Source organism: bacterium, from assembly GCA_024742285.1.
In the GTDB taxonomy this organism is placed as follows: domain Bacteria; phylum Myxococcota_A; class UBA9160; order UBA9160; family UBA4427; genus UBA4427.
Map to the genome: position 1 here is coordinate 528,457 of JANSYR010000001.1, position 16,104 is coordinate 544,560.

General features: G+C 66.8%; 15 protein-coding genes. 7 read left to right on the forward strand and 8 right to left on the reverse strand.

The features are described 5' to 3' along the window. Positions 1 to 4: 4 nt before the first annotated feature. Complete coding sequence (locus NXI30_02355) at positions 5 to 1,231, reverse strand: NAD(P)/FAD-dependent oxidoreductase (protein MCR9093036.1); 1,227 nt, start codon at positions 1,229 to 1,231, stop codon at positions 5 to 7. A 129-nt stretch (positions 1,232 to 1,360) separates the two neighbouring features. Here NXI30_02355 and NXI30_02360 point away from each other — a divergent pair, with 129 nt between their 5' ends. The 4 genes from NXI30_02360 (at position 1,361) to NXI30_02375 (ending at position 5,501) form a co-directional block, all read left to right on the forward strand. Beyond that, a complete protein-coding gene (locus NXI30_02360) occupies positions 1,361 to 1,975 on the forward strand; it encodes a TetR/AcrR family transcriptional regulator (protein MCR9093037.1) in 615 nt (204 codons plus the stop codon). A gap of 10 nt (positions 1,976 to 1,985) precedes the next feature. After that, positions 1,986 to 3,734, forward strand: coding sequence for an amidohydrolase family protein (locus NXI30_02365; protein ID MCR9093038.1), 1,749 nt, complete (start codon positions 1,986 to 1,988; stop codon positions 3,732 to 3,734). Continuing rightward, positions 3,731 to 4,879: an epoxide hydrolase gene (locus NXI30_02370; GenBank protein MCR9093039.1), complete on the forward strand. Its 1,149-nt coding sequence runs from the start codon at positions 3,731 to 3,733 to the stop codon at positions 4,877 to 4,879. Before NXI30_02365 ends, NXI30_02370 begins: the two co-directional genes overlap by 4 nt. A 106-nt stretch (positions 4,880 to 4,985) precedes the next feature. After that, positions 4,986 to 5,501, forward strand: a complete 516-nt coding sequence (locus NXI30_02375; GenBank protein MCR9093040.1) for a hypothetical protein — start codon at positions 4,986 to 4,988, stop codon at positions 5,499 to 5,501. A gap of 86 nt (positions 5,502 to 5,587) precedes the next feature. On the opposite strand, the gene NXI30_02380 is transcribed toward NXI30_02375, so the two are convergent. The 5 genes from NXI30_02380 to NXI30_02400 are packed head-to-tail and all read right to left on the reverse strand — an operon-like array spanning position 5,588 to position 9,629. Further along, the gene (locus NXI30_02380) at positions 5,588 to 6,058 is read right to left on the reverse strand and encodes a nuclear transport factor 2 family protein (protein MCR9093041.1); all 471 of its coding nucleotides are present in this window, start codon (positions 6,056 to 6,058) and stop codon (positions 5,588 to 5,590) included. Positions 6,059 to 6,093: 35 nt separating this feature from the next. Then, positions 6,094 to 6,537 (reverse strand): cyanase, encoded by a 444-nt coding sequence (cynS, locus tag NXI30_02385; GenBank protein MCR9093042.1) that lies wholly within the window; start codon positions 6,535 to 6,537, stop codon positions 6,094 to 6,096. Continuing rightward, positions 6,537 to 7,370 carry an ABC transporter ATP-binding protein gene (locus tag NXI30_02390; GenBank protein ID MCR9093043.1) on the reverse strand — a complete coding sequence of 278 codons (834 nt, stop codon included), beginning with the start codon at positions 7,368 to 7,370 and terminating at the stop codon, positions 6,537 to 6,539. The genes cynS and NXI30_02390 overlap by 1 nt, the downstream gene beginning before the upstream one ends. Positions 7,371 to 7,395: 25 nt before the next feature. Continuing rightward, positions 7,396 to 8,274 (reverse strand): ABC transporter permease subunit, encoded by an 879-nt coding sequence (locus NXI30_02395; protein MCR9093044.1) that lies wholly within the window; start codon positions 8,272 to 8,274, stop codon positions 7,396 to 7,398. A 20-nt stretch (positions 8,275 to 8,294) separates the two neighbouring features. Further along, on the reverse strand, positions 8,295 to 9,629 hold the full coding sequence (locus NXI30_02400) for an ABC transporter substrate-binding protein (protein MCR9093045.1): 1,335 nt from the start codon (positions 9,627 to 9,629) through the stop codon (positions 8,295 to 8,297). A 400-nt stretch (positions 9,630 to 10,029) separates the two neighbouring features. Between NXI30_02400 and NXI30_02405 the strand changes: the two genes are divergently transcribed. Beyond that, a complete protein-coding gene (locus tag NXI30_02405) occupies positions 10,030 to 11,217 on the forward strand; it encodes an epoxide hydrolase (GenBank protein ID MCR9093046.1) in 1,188 nt (395 codons plus the stop codon). Positions 11,218 to 11,358: 141 nt separating this feature from the next. Then, positions 11,359 to 12,777, forward strand: a complete 1,419-nt coding sequence (locus NXI30_02410; GenBank protein ID MCR9093047.1) for a phosphotransferase — start codon at positions 11,359 to 11,361, stop codon at positions 12,775 to 12,777. Here the strand turns inward: NXI30_02410 and NXI30_02415 are convergent. Both NXI30_02415 and NXI30_02420 read right to left on the reverse strand, forming a co-directional pair. Beyond that, entirely contained in the window at positions 12,750 to 14,333 is a 1,584-nt protein-coding gene (locus NXI30_02415) for a hypothetical protein (protein ID MCR9093048.1), read from the reverse strand. The two genes, NXI30_02410 and NXI30_02415, sit on opposite strands and share 28 nt — an antisense overlap. 37 nt (positions 14,334 to 14,370) lie before the next feature. Then, entirely contained in the window at positions 14,371 to 14,580 is a 210-nt protein-coding gene (locus NXI30_02420) for a hypothetical protein (GenBank protein MCR9093049.1), read from the reverse strand. Positions 14,581 to 15,021: 441 nt separating this feature from the next. Here NXI30_02420 and NXI30_02425 point away from each other — a divergent pair, with 441 nt between their 5' ends. Continuing rightward, positions 15,022 to 16,071, forward strand: a complete 1,050-nt coding sequence (locus NXI30_02425) for a zinc-binding dehydrogenase (GenBank protein MCR9093050.1) — start codon at positions 15,022 to 15,024, stop codon at positions 16,069 to 16,071. Positions 16,072 to 16,104: the final 33 nt, after the last annotated feature.

A 16,104-nucleotide genomic window follows, 5' to 3' on the forward strand; every position in this document is an offset into this window, starting at 1 on the left:
GACTCTATCCGCCCTGGCCCGCCTCCGCGGCCGCGACGCCCGCGAGATAGCCGCCGGTCCACGCGTTCTGGAAATTGAAGCCACCGGTGATCCCGTCGACGTCGGTGACTTCGCCGGCGAAGTAGAGACCCGGGCAGCGGCGGCTCTCCATGGTCTTCGGGTCGATCTCGTCGAGCCGGACGCCGCCGCAGGTCACGAACTCGTCCTTGTTCAGGTTCTTCCCTGCGACCTCGAACGCGCCGCGCGTGAGCTGCGCCACGAGCGCCTTGCGCTGGGCCTTCGTGAGCTCCGCCCAGTTCTGTCCGTCGGTGACCCCCGACGCGTCGAGGAAACGAACCCAGAGGCGCTTCGGGATCTCCGGAAAGGGCGAGCGCGTCTCCATCTTCTGTCTACCGGCACGCTCGCGCTGGCCCTGCAGTATCGCCGCGACGTCGACCCCCGGCAGCCAGTTCACCTCGAGCGTGAAGCGATAGCCGGTCGCGGCGAGCTCCCGCGCGCCCCACGCCGACAACCGGAGGATGGCCGGACCGCTCACACCGACGTGCGTGATCTGGAGCGGCCCCTGCGTGACGAGCTTCATCCCCTGGACGCGACACTCGGTCTCGACGACGGCGATCCCGGGCAGGTCCGCGAGGCGGGGGTCGTCGATCTTGAAGGCAAAGAGCGACGGGACGGCGGGCTCGAGCGAGTGACCGAGCTGCCCCGCGAGCCGAGCTCCCGCCGCGACACGCGTCCCGCCGGTCGCGATCAGGACCCGGCGCGCTTCGAGGGTCTCGCCGCGCTCGGTCTCGAGGACGAAGCCCTCGGGTCGGCGCGCGATCGACTTGATCCCGCTTCGCGTCCGAACCTCGACGCCGGCGCGACCCGCTGCTTCTTCGAGGCAGTCGATGACCGTCTGCGAGTCGTCGGTCGTCGGGAACATGCGCCCGTCTTCCTGGGTCCACAGCTCGACCCCGCGCGTGCGGAACCACTCGATCGTGTCCTCGGCCCCGAAGCGATGGAGCGGCCCGAGGAGCGCCTTCGCGCCGCGCGGGTAGGACTTCGTGAACTCCCGCGGCTCGAAGCAGGCGTGGGTGACGTTGCAGCGCCCACCCCCGGAGATCTTGACCTTGCCGAGGGTCCGCGCCGCGCGCTCGACGATCAGGGTCGAGCCGCCGCCGTGCTCGGCGTGGGTGATCGCGCCGAAGAAGCCGGCGGCGCCGCCACCGATGGTGATGAGGTCGTGGATCATGAGAGGGCTCGGACGTTCAGGTCCGGCCAGAGGGAAGCGTCGAAGGCGTGAAATCGCCACAGGAGGCTCCCGATCTATATCGCCGAAATATATTTACACTCTCGATATATTTTTGATACCGTGCCGCTCGTGACGAAGCCCTCCACCCGCCGCGAACGCCGCCGGCTCGAGATCCGGACCCGGATCCTCGAGGCAGCGGAGCAGCGCTTCCAGGCGAGCGGCTACCACTCGACGACCGTCGCCGAGATCTGCGAAGACGCCGACGTCGCGTACAAGACCTTCTTCAATCACTTCCCGTCGAAGCACGACGTCCTGAACGAGATCGAAGCGCGGGGACTCGAGACGCTGGTCGAGCTGCTCGCGCGCGTGTGCGACGAACCGGCGACGACCCGCGACCGGATTCTCCGCTTCTTCGGAGAGGCGGCGAACGACGCCGATGCCGCGGGGCCGATGAACCGCGAGCTGCTCGCCGAGATGATCCACAGCGCCCACGTTCGGGGTGACGAGTCCGCGCAGATCCGGCGCGTGGTCGCCGAGATGGAACGACTCGTCCAGATCGGTCTCGACCAGGGAGATGTTCGCACCGACAGACCGGTCGAGACGCTCGCCGAGTTGATTCGGGGCAGCTACTACGTGCTGATGATCAGCTTCGGCAACCTCGACGACTACCCGATCGTCGACCGCGCGCGCGCCCTCGGCGCGCTGGTCGCCGACGGGATCGTGACCGACGGCGCGTCGGCTTGAAGGAAACACCATGTTCGACCTCGTGATCAAGAACGGCATGGTCGTCGACGGGACCGGGGCCTCACGCCGGATCGCCGACGTCGGCGTCGAGGCGGGACGAATCGCGGCCCTCGGACGGATCGACGCGACGGAGGGGCGCCGCGTGATCGACGCCGAAGGCTTCGTCGTCGCCCCCGGACTGATCGACGCCCATACCCACTACGACCCGCAGCTGACTCTCGACCCCTTCGCCTCGTCCTCCTGCTTCCACGGCGTGACGTCGGTCGTCGCCGGAAACTGCGGCTTCGCGCTCGCGCCGACCCGCGCTGCCGATCGCGAAGCCATCAAGCAGATCTTCTCCCGCGTCGAGGAAATCGACCTCGCCGTGCTCGACCGGATTCCCTGGGACTTCGAATCGTTCCCCGAGTTCCTGGCAGCACGCGATCGGAACCTGGGCGTGAACGCGGCGTTCTACGTCGGACACTCGAACCTCCGCGTCTGGGCAGCGGGAGAAGCCGCCTACGAACGGGAATCGACCGAGAGCGAGATCGCGGAGATGCGCGCGCTCCTTCGGACGGCGATGGAGGCCGGGGCGGCCGGGCTCTCCTCGTCCCACTCGCCGACCGACTTCGACGCCCAGGATCGTCCGGTTCCCAGCCGGCTCGCCTCCCTGGGCGAGCTCGAAGTCCTCGCCGAAGAAGTGGGCGCGGCGAATCGCGGATCGATCGCCTACCTGCCCTTCAGTGCCGTCGGCGGCCTCTCCGAAGAGGACGGCGAGCTGCTGATCCGCATGGCGCTTCGCGGGCGCCGTCCCGTCGTGATCCAGGGACTCGGCGCGCGCAGCAAGGTCGACGCGCCGACGGCGACGTGGCCGAAATCCGAGGCCTACCTCGAACGCGCGCGCTCCCTGGGTGCCGCGGTCTATTCCCTGCTGATCGCCCGTCCCTTCGAGCGGCCCTTCTCGCTCGCGCGAGGCACGACGATGTTCGAGGGCGCACTCGCGTTCCATCGGCTCTTCACGGAGGCCGAGACGGCCGAAGCGCGCATGGCCCTTCTCCGCGACCCGGCCTTCCGAGACGCGATCCGAAAATCGGTCGAGCAGCCGAATCGCGACCCGAACGCCGGTCCGACCACGCCCCCGCCTCAGTTCTCGAGCCTCTCGGTCCATCGCGTTCGCGACGAAGCGAACCGCGCCCTGGAAGGACGCCCGCTCCTCGAGATCGCGGCCGAACGCGAGATCGAACCGATGGACGCGCTGGTCGACCTCGCACTCTCCGAGGCGCTCGAGACCGAGTTCCTCTGGAGCACCGACTCGGAGGAGTGGCGAACGGGAACCCATGCCGCGTCGCGCCATCCCCAGATGATGATCGGAACCTCCGATGCCGGCGCCCACCTCGGTCGCGACGACGGGGCCGAGTTCAGCTCCTACTTCCTCGCGAAGTGGGTTCGCGAGTGGCGCTTCTGGACCCTCGAGGCCGCGATCCGCGAGCTGACTGCGATCCCCGCGGCGATCCTCGGCTTGCCCGACCGCGGGCTCCTCCTTCCGGGCTACGCCGCGGATCTCTTCCTCTTCGATGCGGACACGATCGGTCCGGACCTGAAAGAGCTCGGAGAAGACCGGATCCCGGGGCAGACGCGCTGGCGGAGTCGTCCACGGGGCGTGCGGGCGACGATCGTGAACGGTGTGCCGATCGTCGAGGACGGCGAGATCACGGACGCCGCGCTTCGCCCTGGCCGGGTTCTGAAACCGGGCCGCTCCTCGGGCCCGTCCCACGGATGACGACCGACGCCCCCGAACCCTTCGCGATCCGCGCGACGGTCGACGTCCTCGAGGACCTCGACCGTCGACTGTCGACCGCCCGTTGGCCCTCGGTCCTCGAATCGGACTGGCGGCGCGGAACGGATTCCGGATGGCTCCGCGACCTCGTCGCGTTCTGGCGAAACGAGTTCGACTGGCGCGCCCAGGAGGACTGGCTGAACGCGACGCTCCCCGGCCAGCGCGTTCGCGTCCGCGGGATCGATCTCCACTTCGCCCACATCCGGGGACGGGGCCCGAATCCGCTTCCCCTCCTCCTGCTCCACGGTTGGCCGAGCTCGCTCGTCGAGATGCACCGCTTGATCGGCCCGCTGACCGACCCCGCCGGCCACGGCGGCGCCGCCAAAGACAGCTTCGACGTCGTCGTCGCCTCTCTGCCCGGCCACGGCTTCTCGAGCGCGCCGGAGGATCCGCTCTTCGGGGCGGACGACGCAGCGGACTGCCTCCGCGATCTCATGGTCGACGTGCTCGGCCACGAAAGATTCGCCGTCCACGGCGGCGATCGCGGCGCCTTCATTGCGACGGGCCTCGCACACCGCTTTCCCGGGAACACGATCGCGATCCACCAGAGTCTGCCGATGGGGATCCCCGACTCGCCGCCGTCCGAGGAAGAGCGGGACTGGCTCGAGACGACCGCGCGCTGGTCGGCCGAGGAAGGCGGCTACTCGGCGATCCAGGGCACACGCCCGATGACCCTGGCCTATGGCCTGTCGGATTCGCCGCTCGGTCTCGCGGCCTGGATCCTCGAGAAGTTCCACGCATGGAGCGACTGCGATGGAGACCCTCTCTCCGTCTTCACGCGGGAAGAGCTGCTCACCAACGTGATGATCTACTGGCTGACCGATACGATCCACCCGTCGATCCGCTTCTACTGGGCCCATCGCCAGAAGCCCCCGGCGGCCGTCCGACCCGAACGAATCGACGTCCCGACCGGAATCGCGCTCTTCCCGAAGGAAGTCATGCGCCCGCCGCGCTCCGCGGTCGAGCGGAAATACGACCTCCGCCGCTGGACGGAGATGGAGCGCGGAGGGCACTTCCCGGCGCTCGAGCAGCCGGACGCGCTGGTCGACGATCTCCGCGCGTTCCTCCGGACGTTTCGCTCCCCCTGAAAAAAGCAGCCAGAGTGAAGCACTTCACGGGGCGGCCGAGACGAGACGCTCAGACTTGGGGGCACGGCGATCAGAAAGGTCGCCGCGCAACCACCGGAGATCCGTCATGACCATCTGCTCGTTCCTCGCCAAGGGCCTGCGCGGCCTGACCGCCCTCGCCATCGCCCTCCCCTGCATCGCCGCCGCCGGCGCCGCCGAAGCGCGGCTCTTCGCCGACCAGATTCCGCCCACCCTGTGCAAGTCCGCGCGCGTCGCCGGAAGCGGCGACCGGACCGAGTACGAAGGGACGAAGATCGGCGTCCGGTCGAGCTCCTCGATCTGGGACTACGACTTCGTGATGTGCCCGATCAACCGCTTCAACCCGGGCGACGAGGTCCGAGAGATCCGCCTCTTCACCGAAGGCGACCGCGCGACCAACGGCTGGTGCCAGCTCTACGAAGCACCGAACTCCGAGAACGCGGTCGCGTTCCAGTACCCGGTCTCTGCGGGCACCAACCAGGGCAAGGTCGTGTTCGATCCGCCGAGCGCCAACGCGGAAGACGGCCTCGTCGCGCTGACCGCCCGCTGCCTCCTCTTCCCGGGCAACTCGATCACCGGGATCGAGATCATCTGGGATCGCTGAGGCACGGAAGCCCACCGGCACGGGAGGGTCGGGCCCGCCCGACCCTCCTGCAGCGCGCGTCGGGGCGCGGGCGCAGTGCAGTCGCGCTAGAGCCCCAGCTCCGACAGCCCCGGGTGCCCCTTCGGACGCGGTCCAAGCGGCCAGCGGAACAGCCGATCGCTCTCCGTGATCGGCAGGTCGTTGATGCTGGCGAAGCGTTGTCGCATCAACCCCTGCGCGTCGAAGATCCAGTTCTCGTTTCCGTACGCGCGGAACCAGTTGCCCGAGTCGTCGTGGTACTCGTAGGCGAAGCGGACCGCGATCCGATCCTCTCGGAACGCCCAGAGCTCTTTGATCAAGCGATAGTCGAGCTCGCGGGACCACTTGCGCTCGAGGAAGGCCACGACCTCGTCCCGGCCGAGGACGAACTCGGCCCGGTTTCGCCAGAACGTGTCGGGGCTGTAGGCGAGTGCGACCTTGTTCGGATCGCGCCCGTTCCATCCGTCCTCGGCGGCCTTCACTTTGATGCTCGCCGTCTCGAGGGTGAACGGGGGCAGCGGCGGCCGGGTTTCGGCCACCGCCTCCCCCCTCGCGGCTTCGACGACGCTGGCCTCTACCACGTCCGGTACGGCAGGAACTTCCCGTTGTAGGTCACGACCACGCGGTCGCCCTTCGGGTCCTTCAGCTTCTTGATGTCGATCTCGAAGTCGATCGCGCTCATGATGCCGTCACCGAACATCTCGTGGATGACCGCCTTCATGGCGGTCCCGTAGACCTGCGTGATCTCGTGGAAGCGGTAGATCAGCGGGTCCGTGGGCACCTGGGTGTCGAGACATCCCTTCATCGGAAAGTCGGTCAGCGCCTCGGCGACCTCCGGGCCGAGCCCGAGCACGCTCGTCAGCTTCTCCGCCGCCTCCGAGGGGACACTCGCCTGCCCCATGATGGCGGCGGTCGTCCAGACCTTGTCGTGGCCGATCTCCTCGGCCAGCTGCTCGAAGCTCAGCCCCTTGGCCTTCTTCGCCTCGAGAATCGCCTCGCTCGCTTCGTCCTTGCTGATCATGCCGTTTCCTCCATTTCGTCGTACGGGCTGGTTGCCGACCCGCCCTTGGCGCGGGCGAGCAGGAAGTGCAGGATCCGACTGCGGAGCTGCATGTACTCCGGCGTGTCGATCATCTTCTCTCGAGATCGCGGCCGCGGGATGTCCACCTCGAGCAGCTCGGCGACCTCTGCCTCCGGGCCGTTGCTCATCAGGGCGATGCGATCCGAGAGCAGGATGGCTTCGTCGACGTCGTGGGTGACCATGAAGATCGTGCTGCCCGAGGCGTTCCACATCCGGATCAGCTCGTCCTGGATCACACCACGGGTCAGCGCATCGATCTGCGCGAAGGGCTCGTCGAGGAGCATTACTTTCGGCTGGACCGAGAACGCCCGCGCGAGGCCGACCCGCTGTCGCATGCCGCCACTGAGGTACGCGGGGCGTTTCTCTTCGGCCCCTTCGAGACCCATCATGGAGAGGTACTTGCTCGTGTGCTCCTCGACCTGCGCCGGCGTCCAGTCGCGGTTCGCGGCACGGACAGCGAGTCGAACGTTGTCACCCGCCGTCAACCAGGGCATGAGCGCGAAGCTCTGGAACACGACCATCCGGTCGAGACCCGGCTTCGTGACCTCCTTGTCGTCGAGGATGACGACGCCGGAGGTCGGCTCCTCGAATCCCGCGATGATGTTGAGCAGCGTGCTCTTGCCGCAGCCCGAGTGCCCGATCATCGTCACGAATTCGCCCTGCTCGATCTTCAGATCGACAGCGCGGAACACGCAGAGGCCGCCGCTCGCCTCTCCGCTCTGGCTCTGGGGAAAGGTCTTCTCGAGTCCTTCGACGCTCAGATAGGCCAAGTGGGGGTCGCTCCATTCGAGGGGATCATTCCGGGTACGTCACCGCGCGGGAGACCTGGTTGAAGAGCGCATCGAGGGTGATCCCGACGACGCCGACGACGAGGATCGCGAAGACCACGCCCGAGATGTCCAGGTTGTTCCACTCGATCCAGGTCAGGTATCCGATCCCGAGCTCTCCGAGCAGCATTTCTGCCGGCACGACCGCGACCAGCGCACTACCGAAGGCGATCCGCAGGCCCGCGACGATCGCGGGCGCAGCGCCCGGGAGAACCACGCGATAGAGACGCTCGAAGCGTCCGAGCTCGAGGAGCGCCGACACGCGCAGGTAGTCGGGGCGGATGTTGTTCACGCCGAAGGACGTGTTCGCGACGATCGGCCAGAGCGCGGCCATGAAGACCACGAGGATCGCCGTCCATTGCGGATCCTGGACGCTGTAGAGCAGGAGCGGCATCCAGGCGAGCGGCGAGATCGGCTTCAGCAGCTGGATCAGCGGATTCAGCGCCCCGAAGAGCAGTGGCGAGAGTCCGATCGCCACGCCCAGCAGGATCGCGACGATCGACGCGGCGAAGAAGCCCGCCCCGAATCGCATCACGGTGTACGACACCAGGTGGGCCACGCCGTGATCGTTCGTGCCCTTCTTGTGGAACGCCTCGGAGAGCTCTCCGACTGCCTTCTTCGCCACGGGACCCGGCCCGGGGATACCCTGCATCTTGTCGGGGTTGTAGATGTACCTCCCTGCGTCATCGCGCACGATGTCCCCGTTGAACTCCATCAACATCAGGTCGTCCTCGGAGAGACCCGTCGGATCGAAGTCGGGGACCATCGTCGCCAGGTGCCAGAAGAAGAGGAAGCATGAGACGATGACGCCGGTGAGAATCGCCGCGCGGAGTCGTTCGGAGAGCATGGGATGGCCGAGCCCCGGGTCTAGCTGAGGTTGTTGATCGGGAAGCTCGCGACGTATTCCTCGGGCTTCTGCGGGTCGAAGGTCTTACCCATGATCTCGTGCGTCTCGTACGTCGTCCCGTAGGTCGCGTAGCCGAGCTCTTCGGAGATCTCCTTGCACTGAGTCGCGAGATAGACCTCCTCGGCGACGGCCTGGTAGTCGAAGTCCTTGTCGACGTGCTTCCAGCGCTTCATCTGGGTGAGGATCCAGATCGCCATCGAATGCCACGGGAATGGATCGAAGTCGATCCGATCCGGCACGTTCCGGATCCCGCCGAGCCCGTCCGCGAACCGCCCGGTCAGGACCTGCTCGAGGACCGTCACCGGCTGGTTCAAGTAGTTCTTGGGCGAGATCGCCTTGGCGATGTCCTTCCGGTTGCTCTTGTCGGACGCAAAGCCCGTCGCGTCGACGATCGACCGGAAGAGCGCGAGGAACGTATTGGGGTTCTCGTTCGCGAACTCCTTCGAAATCGCGAAGGCACAGCACGGGTGACCGTCCCAGATCTCCTTCGAGAGCTTGAAGATGAACCCGGCGTTCTCGTAGACCGCACGCTGGTTGAAGGGATCCGGCGCCAGGTAGCCGTCGACGTTGCCCGCCTTGAGGTTCGCCACCATCTCCGGCGGCGGAACCACGCGGATCTGCACGTCCTTGTCCGGATGAATCCCGCCCTCCGCCAGGTAGTAGCGGAGCAGGTAGTTGTGCATGGAGTACTCGAAGGGCACACAGAAGCGGAAGCCCTTCATGTCCTGCGGGCCCTTCACGCCCTTGTGCTTGTTGGCGAGCGTGATTGCCTGGCCGTTGATGTTCTCGACGGCGGGCATGTAGTAGGGAACCTGCTTCGATCCGGCGCCGAGCGAGATCGAGAGGGGCATCGGACTCAGCATGTGCGCCGCGTCGACGTCCTTGTTGATCGACCAGTCGCGCACCATCGCCCAACCCGCGGCCTTGCGGACCTTCGCGTTGAGGCCGTGTCGCTCGTAGAAGCCCATGGGCTCGGCCATGATGATCGGCGTGGCACACGTGATGGGAATGAAGCCGATCGATAGATCGGGCTTCTCGACCGGGCCGCCTTCCTTGGCCATCGCCTTGGCGTCTTCGAGCGGAAAGAGCTGGCTGACCATCGCGAGAAGGGCGCTGCTGCCCAGGAGCTGAGTGAACTTCCGGCGATTCATGTCGCCGCCGACGACGGCGTTGACCACGCTCTTCTCGACGAAGCGATCCATCTGGTCTTCGGTGCTCGGAGCATTGCCGTCGGTCTCGTGTCCTCCCCAGCAGGATGCAGTGTGGACGTGGCCGTCTTTCTCGTCGTGCTTCATCGGATCGCTCCTTGTCACTCGAAGACTCGTTGTGGCGCGCGCTTCGTAGGTGCAAGGCGTGTGCCCGGATTTGGAGCGACTTCCTCTGGCACAGGCAGGCGATGTGGCGCTCGCTTGTGTCGGATGGAGAACGCATTCGTGAACTCATTCCGAGGAGTGCTGATGTTTTATTGCGCAACGACGCGAACTCCGACGGACTGACCGGCGAGCCAGAGAACGCTTCGACCGCGACGCAGCCTCGCGTGAGGGCACGAGGCAACTACGCGAGGGTCTCTCGCGCGGGCCGAGGTCCGCGCGTTTCTGCGCGCTTCAGCGCAGAGCGGCGAACTCGTGCCGTTTGGTTCGATTCTCGGCGCGAGCGGTGCGTGCGCCCTATTCTGAGGAGCTCGAGGAGAATTCCATGTCGCAACACTTCGAACCCGTCCCCTTCGAGATCGCGATTCCCGACGCCCGGCTCGAGGACCTCCGTCGCCGCCTTGCGAACGTCGACTGGCCTCACGACTTCGCGAACGAGGACTGGACCTACGGCGTCCCGGCGAGCTACCTGCGCGGCCTCGTCGACGAGTGGCGCGACGACTTCGACTGGCGCGCGCAGGAAGCGGCGATGAACGCCTGGCCCCACTATCGGGTCGAGATCGACGGCCTCCCGATCCACTTCCTGCACGCGAAGGGCAAGGGTCCGAACCCCATCCCCCTCGTACTGACCCACGGCTGGCCCTGGACCTTCTGGGACTTCCACGCAGTGATCGGCCCCCTGAGCGATCCGGCGGCCTACGGAGGCGATCCCGAGGACGCCTTCGACGTCGTCGTTCCGTCGCTGCCTGGCTTCATCTTCTCGACTCCGCTCGAGCGCGAAGGTGTGAGCTGGCTGGAGACCGCCGACCTCTGGGCCACGCTCATGCAGGACGTGCTCGGCTACGAGCGCTTCGCCGCGCACGGCGGCGACTGGGGCGCGATGGTCACCACGCAGATCGGCCACAAGTACGCCGAGTCCCTGATCGGGATCCACGTGACGAACGCGTTCCCGGTTCCCGCATTCGGGGGTGATCGACCGTGGTCGATCGTCGAGGCCGTGGGCGGACAGGACGCGGGGCCCGAAGATGCGGCGCGCCTGATCCGGCACCAGGAGAAGTTCGCGTCGCACCTGGCGACGCACATGCTCCATCCGCAGACCCTCGCCTACGCCATGCACGACTCGCCGGTCGGGTTGCTGGCCTGGATGCTCGAGAAGCGGTTCCGCTGGGGAGACTGTCGCGGAGATGTCGAGTCGCGCTTTTCGCGCGAGTTCCTGCTGACGACGATGAGCCTGTACTGGCTGACGGGATCCTTCGTGACCTCCGTCCGCTACTACGCCGAGGCAGCGAAGGCCAAGTGGACTCCGTCGCAAGAGGGTATGCCGCAGGTGCCGGCGCCGACGGGGCTCTCGACCTTCGAGTTCGATACGGCACCCGGGCCGACGGATTGGGCGCGGGCGTACTACGACGTGCGCCTGGAGCGGAAGCGGGACGACGGCGGGCACTTCGCCGCGGCGGAGCGGCCGGACGCGATCCTCGAAGATCTGCGGGAGCTGTTCCGGGGGCTGCGGTAGAAGCCCCGCCGCCGGCACCTGCGGCATTGCCTGCTCGGATGCGTCGTTCTTCCCGCGAGGCGCGGGACGAGCCGCCGCCCTCACGAACCGAAACCACACGGATCCCCACCACCCGCACCCCACGTAGAGGAGACACCCTCCATGTCCAAGAACCCCGACGCCCCCGGCGACGAGGATCTCGAATCCTTCGAAGCGCGCCGGACCGAGCGCATCCGCGCCTGGATCGCCGAGCACCTCGGCGGTGAGCCCGGCGCGGTCCAGCGCCTCGATCGCTGGCGACCGCTGTGGAAGGCCGAGTACACGAAGGACGGTGAAGACAAGGCGGTCCTCGTTCGCGGCGACCGCCCGATCGCCGCCGTGCGAAGCCTCGAGTACGAGATGCACGTGATGCAGGCGCTCGAGAAGAACGGCATCAAGGTGCCGCCGATCCACGGCTGGATGGATTTCCCGAAGGCCTTCGTGATGGACTGGATCGAGACCGAGGACCGCGCGCCCGGCATGCTCCATACGGCGATCGAGAATCCGACCACGATGGACGACGAGCGCTGGCAGGCGATGCTCAGCTACATGGACCACCTGGCGGAGATGCACACCCTGCCCGTCAGCGGGTTCACCCACATCGAGGGCTTCCCCGATCCGAAGACGCCGCGGGAGATCGCGCTCAGCTCGACGGACCTGATCTACGAAGCCGGCGTCGAGGCCGGATTGATCGACGCGCCCCTCGAGTTCCTCCAATCCTGGCTCGTGCGCAACGTTCCCGAGCATCGGACCGAGGCGAGCTTCGTCACGGGCGACGCGGGACAGTTCATGTCGGCCGGAACCGACGTGATCGCCCTCCTCGACTTCGAGATCGCGTTCGCCGGGGATACCCACTGGGATCTCGCCTGCTTCCGCGGACGCCACCCCTACGAGAACATGGGGGACATCCCCGCCCTCTATCGACGCTACGCGGAGGCCAGCGGAACGGAAGTCGACCTGCCCGTCGTCGCCTATCACACCGTGAGCTTCCTCCAGTTCGCGGCGATCGCCGCGGTCTTCTTCATGGAACCGGACGCGAGAGGCGCCAACTGGATCGAGGGCATCCTCGAATACTCGAGCATCTCACGCCGCGCCCTCGAGGCGATCGCCGAGCTCCAGGGAATCGAGCTCGACTACGACCTTCATCTACCCGAGCCACGGACGGACTTCATCGACGAGTCGGCGCTCGGCAAGCTCTCCGTCGACATCGAGCACCTCCCGACCTCCGAGGCGTTCCTGCCCTGGGAGCGCGAGCTGCTGGGCGCAATCCCGAAGTTCCTGCTGAACCGCGCGCGGTACCAGCGATGGTTCGAAGACGAAGGCGTCGCCGACATCGCTCGCGTGACCGGCCAGACCCACAACTCCCTCGCCGAAGCGGACGAAGCGTTGCGTGCCGTGATCGCCGAGAACGATCCCGCCCGCGACGAGCCGCTCGTCCAGATCTTCCACCGACGGATCTTGCGGCTCTCGATGATCATCGCCGGAACGGATCCCAACGACGAGAACCCGCTCTTCTACAAGCTGGACCCGATCCTCGGCTGACGCTCCGAGCCCGGGCGAAGTCCGACGGCGGCGCGGCACGCGTCGCCGGGCGTCGTCTCGTGTGCCCACTCCTCGAGCACGTTGCGGACCCAGATGATACCGGCGCACAGCCCGCTCTCGAGGAGCCGCGGATCGAAGCGATCCGCCATCGTGCGGTACTCCGTTTCGGGGACCGCCGTGAGCTGATCGACCAGGATCCCGAGCACCATCTGGATCGTCGACATGAAGAGCGACACCTGCAGCTGCTGGCGCATCGTCGCTTCGTCGAGGCGAGGGCCGCCCTCGCGCGCGAGCTCCGCGATGAAGGTCTGGAGGACATCACGGACCAGACCCCGATAGCCCTCGGGCTCCGGGAACATCAGCATGCCCGTGATCGCCTGGGCGTAGGCCATCTGTCGGGTCATCCCCCAATCGAGGAGCCCGGCCTGGAGTTCACCGTCCGCGTCGTGCCAGAACCACGCGTTGTCCAGGTTGAGGTTGGGATGACAGAGGCCCACGTAGTCGACGTCCGAATGGAGCCAGGACGCCAGCGCGTCCGCGTGCTCGAGGCCGAAGAGCACGTCGTCGCGGAAGGTCTCGAGGAACTCGGGCTTGGTCGCCCAGTCGGGGAAGAGGTTCGGCGCCGTCTCACCGACGAAGTGGACGAGATCGTCGACCTTGACGTCCAGGTCGGGCGCGGGCCGCGCGCGAGGGGCATTGCGCGGAAAGGGGAAGACCGCCTCCACGTCGAGTCCGAAGCGCCCGTCCTTGTGCGCCGCCGCGAGTCCTGCCAACGCGCGCGTCAACACGAGGTAGCGCTCCCGCGCATCCGGTAGAAGGTGGTCGTAGCCCTTCTCGCAGGGCGGAGCGATCCCGGCCTCGCCGTAGGGAACGGTCTCGGTGATCAGGATGTAGTTCGAGGTCCGCGCGGAGTAGTCGCCGAAGCAGTACCGGGGGACGGCGAAAGGCAGGGTGTGTTCGGCGGATCGCCGCGCGAACTCCACCTCGAAGGGAACGGTGTCCGCAAGGAAGCGTTTTCGTTCGGGGTCGCTTGCCGGCACCTTGACGAAGAGTCGGGAGCCGAGTCGGGAACCGCCTTTCGCGTAGGTCACGTGGACGAAGGCCTTCTCCGAGGCCTGCCCGCCTTCACAGCGCTCGATGGATTCGATCGCGGTCACCCGGTCGCCTTCGTCGATCGTCCCGGCCGCGCGAAAAGCCTTCGTCAGGAACTCGGGACCCCATTCGCCGATCATCTCGATCGTGAAGGGAAACTCGAGGCCGTAGTGCACGCCCGCGTCGACATCGCGGTGGTGCCGCGCGAACTCGTCGTTGCCGTAGCGAAGCGACCGAGGCGGGTCGGCCTCCGCGAGCCGGTCGGCGTCCACCCAACCGGCGGGACTGGCGATCCGTACGCGTGTGCGGCCGTCGTCGAGCGCCGTCTCGGCACAGACGACGAGTGTGCCGTCGTCGAGATGGCACCGCTCTGCGGAAGTCCGATCGGGACCCGCTGAAACGGTCGCCCCGCGTGGCGAGCTGACGAGGTATCGCCTGGCAGATTCGAAGTGCGTGTCGGACATAACGACTGGCTACCCGAGAAGACCGGCTCGACCCGACCTACTTCGCGTTCGCTTCGAAATCCTGGACGATCCTGTCGATCGTGACTTCGGCGACGACGTTCATTTCCTTGTCGTAGGCCTCGTACATGACGGCGTCGTAGTCGAGAATGGTCTGGTCGTGATGGACGAGGTATCCGTTCTCGTCCTCGAAGTGGAACTCCTGCCACTTGTACGGACTGAGATCGAGCTCGCCGTCTACTTCGACCATCGAACTTCTCCCACTCGGGTGCGCTGGAACGCGGTGCTCGTCGTGGATGCTGGCGGTTCGTGATGGGAATCGCAAGACGATGCGTGACCCTGCGCGCTCTCCTGCTTGAGGACGTTCGTGATCCAGACCGGAAGCGCGCGCTCGTCGAAGGGTGCCTCGACTCCGATGCTCACGAGTCCGGCCGGGCAGACCCTCGCGCGCCATGCGGCTCGCGGCAGGGACTCCTTCCACGAAATCATGTGCTCGCGGTGGTGTTCGATCGCGTTCGACCGGTAGGATCTGATGTCCGGATCCGTTTCCGGGAGTGCGACGGTGGCGAACCGATCGGCCTTCCCAAAGGCCTCACGGAATGGGCTTAAAACGTCGGCACCCGAACTTTTCGCGAGATCCTGGTCGATCTCAAGGGCAGCTGACGTTCGTAGACACCCACGAGGAGATTCCATGCGCGCATGGCGAGTACACGAGTTCGGGCAACCGCAGGACACCTTCACGCGGGAAGAGATCGCGGCACCGACGCCTTCGGACCTCGAAGGCGTCGGCATGGGACTCGGAGGCTGGGAACCACTCCAGCCGGGGCACGAACCCTTCGACGACTGGGTGATCCTCGAGATGCGGGCGGCCGCACTCGCCCTGCCCGACGTCACGATGAGCCTCGGCCGATACCCGGTACCCGTCGGCCGACCCTACGTGTCGGGACAGGAAGGCGTGGGGATCGTGCGGGAGGCCAGCCAGAGCCGCGCGCATCTGGTCGGGAAGCGCGTCGTCGCCTGCTGTATCCAGCCCTGGGGCAGCCTCGCCGACGTCGCGGTCGGGGTGTCGATGATCTTCGAAGTACCCGAAGCGATGAGCGACACCGAAGCCGCCGCGTTCCTGATCGCTTCGCATACGGGATATCACGCCGCCATTCGCCGGGGCGGCGTGACGCGCGGGGAGACCGTGGCCGTACTGGGCGCAGCGGGCGGGGTCGGGTCTGCGATGGTCCAACTCGCGGTGGCCGAGGGGGCGAGAGTGATCGCGGTCGTCGGCGACGAGGCCAAGGCGAAGGTGTGCGCGGAGCTCGGCGCCGAAACGATCGTCCACACGGAGAACGACACCCCCACCGCGCTCCGCGAGGCCACCGGAGGGGTCGGCGTCGATGCCCTCCTCGATCCCGTCCAGGGCGAGGCCGGCGCCCACGCCCGGGCGGCGCTCGCGGTCGGGGGTCGGCACGTCCTCTGCGGTCACGCCGGCGGACTCATTCCCCACGATCCCCAGTTCTACGTCTGGAACCAGTCCCTCATCGGGGTCGACCTCGGCGGCTTCCCGCCCGAGGTCATGCTGGGATGGCACCAGGAGACCAAGGCCCATCTCGACCGCCTCGTCTCGGAGGGACGCTATCGCCCTCTCGTCGATCGGGTGATCGACTTCGAGGAGGTCATCGCGGGCGTCACCGACCTGGCGAATCGCAAGACCGCGGGACGCGTGGTCGTGCAGATCGCAGGAGACGGCTGAAGATTCGTCCGGCTTCGATTCGTCGCCGCGCCC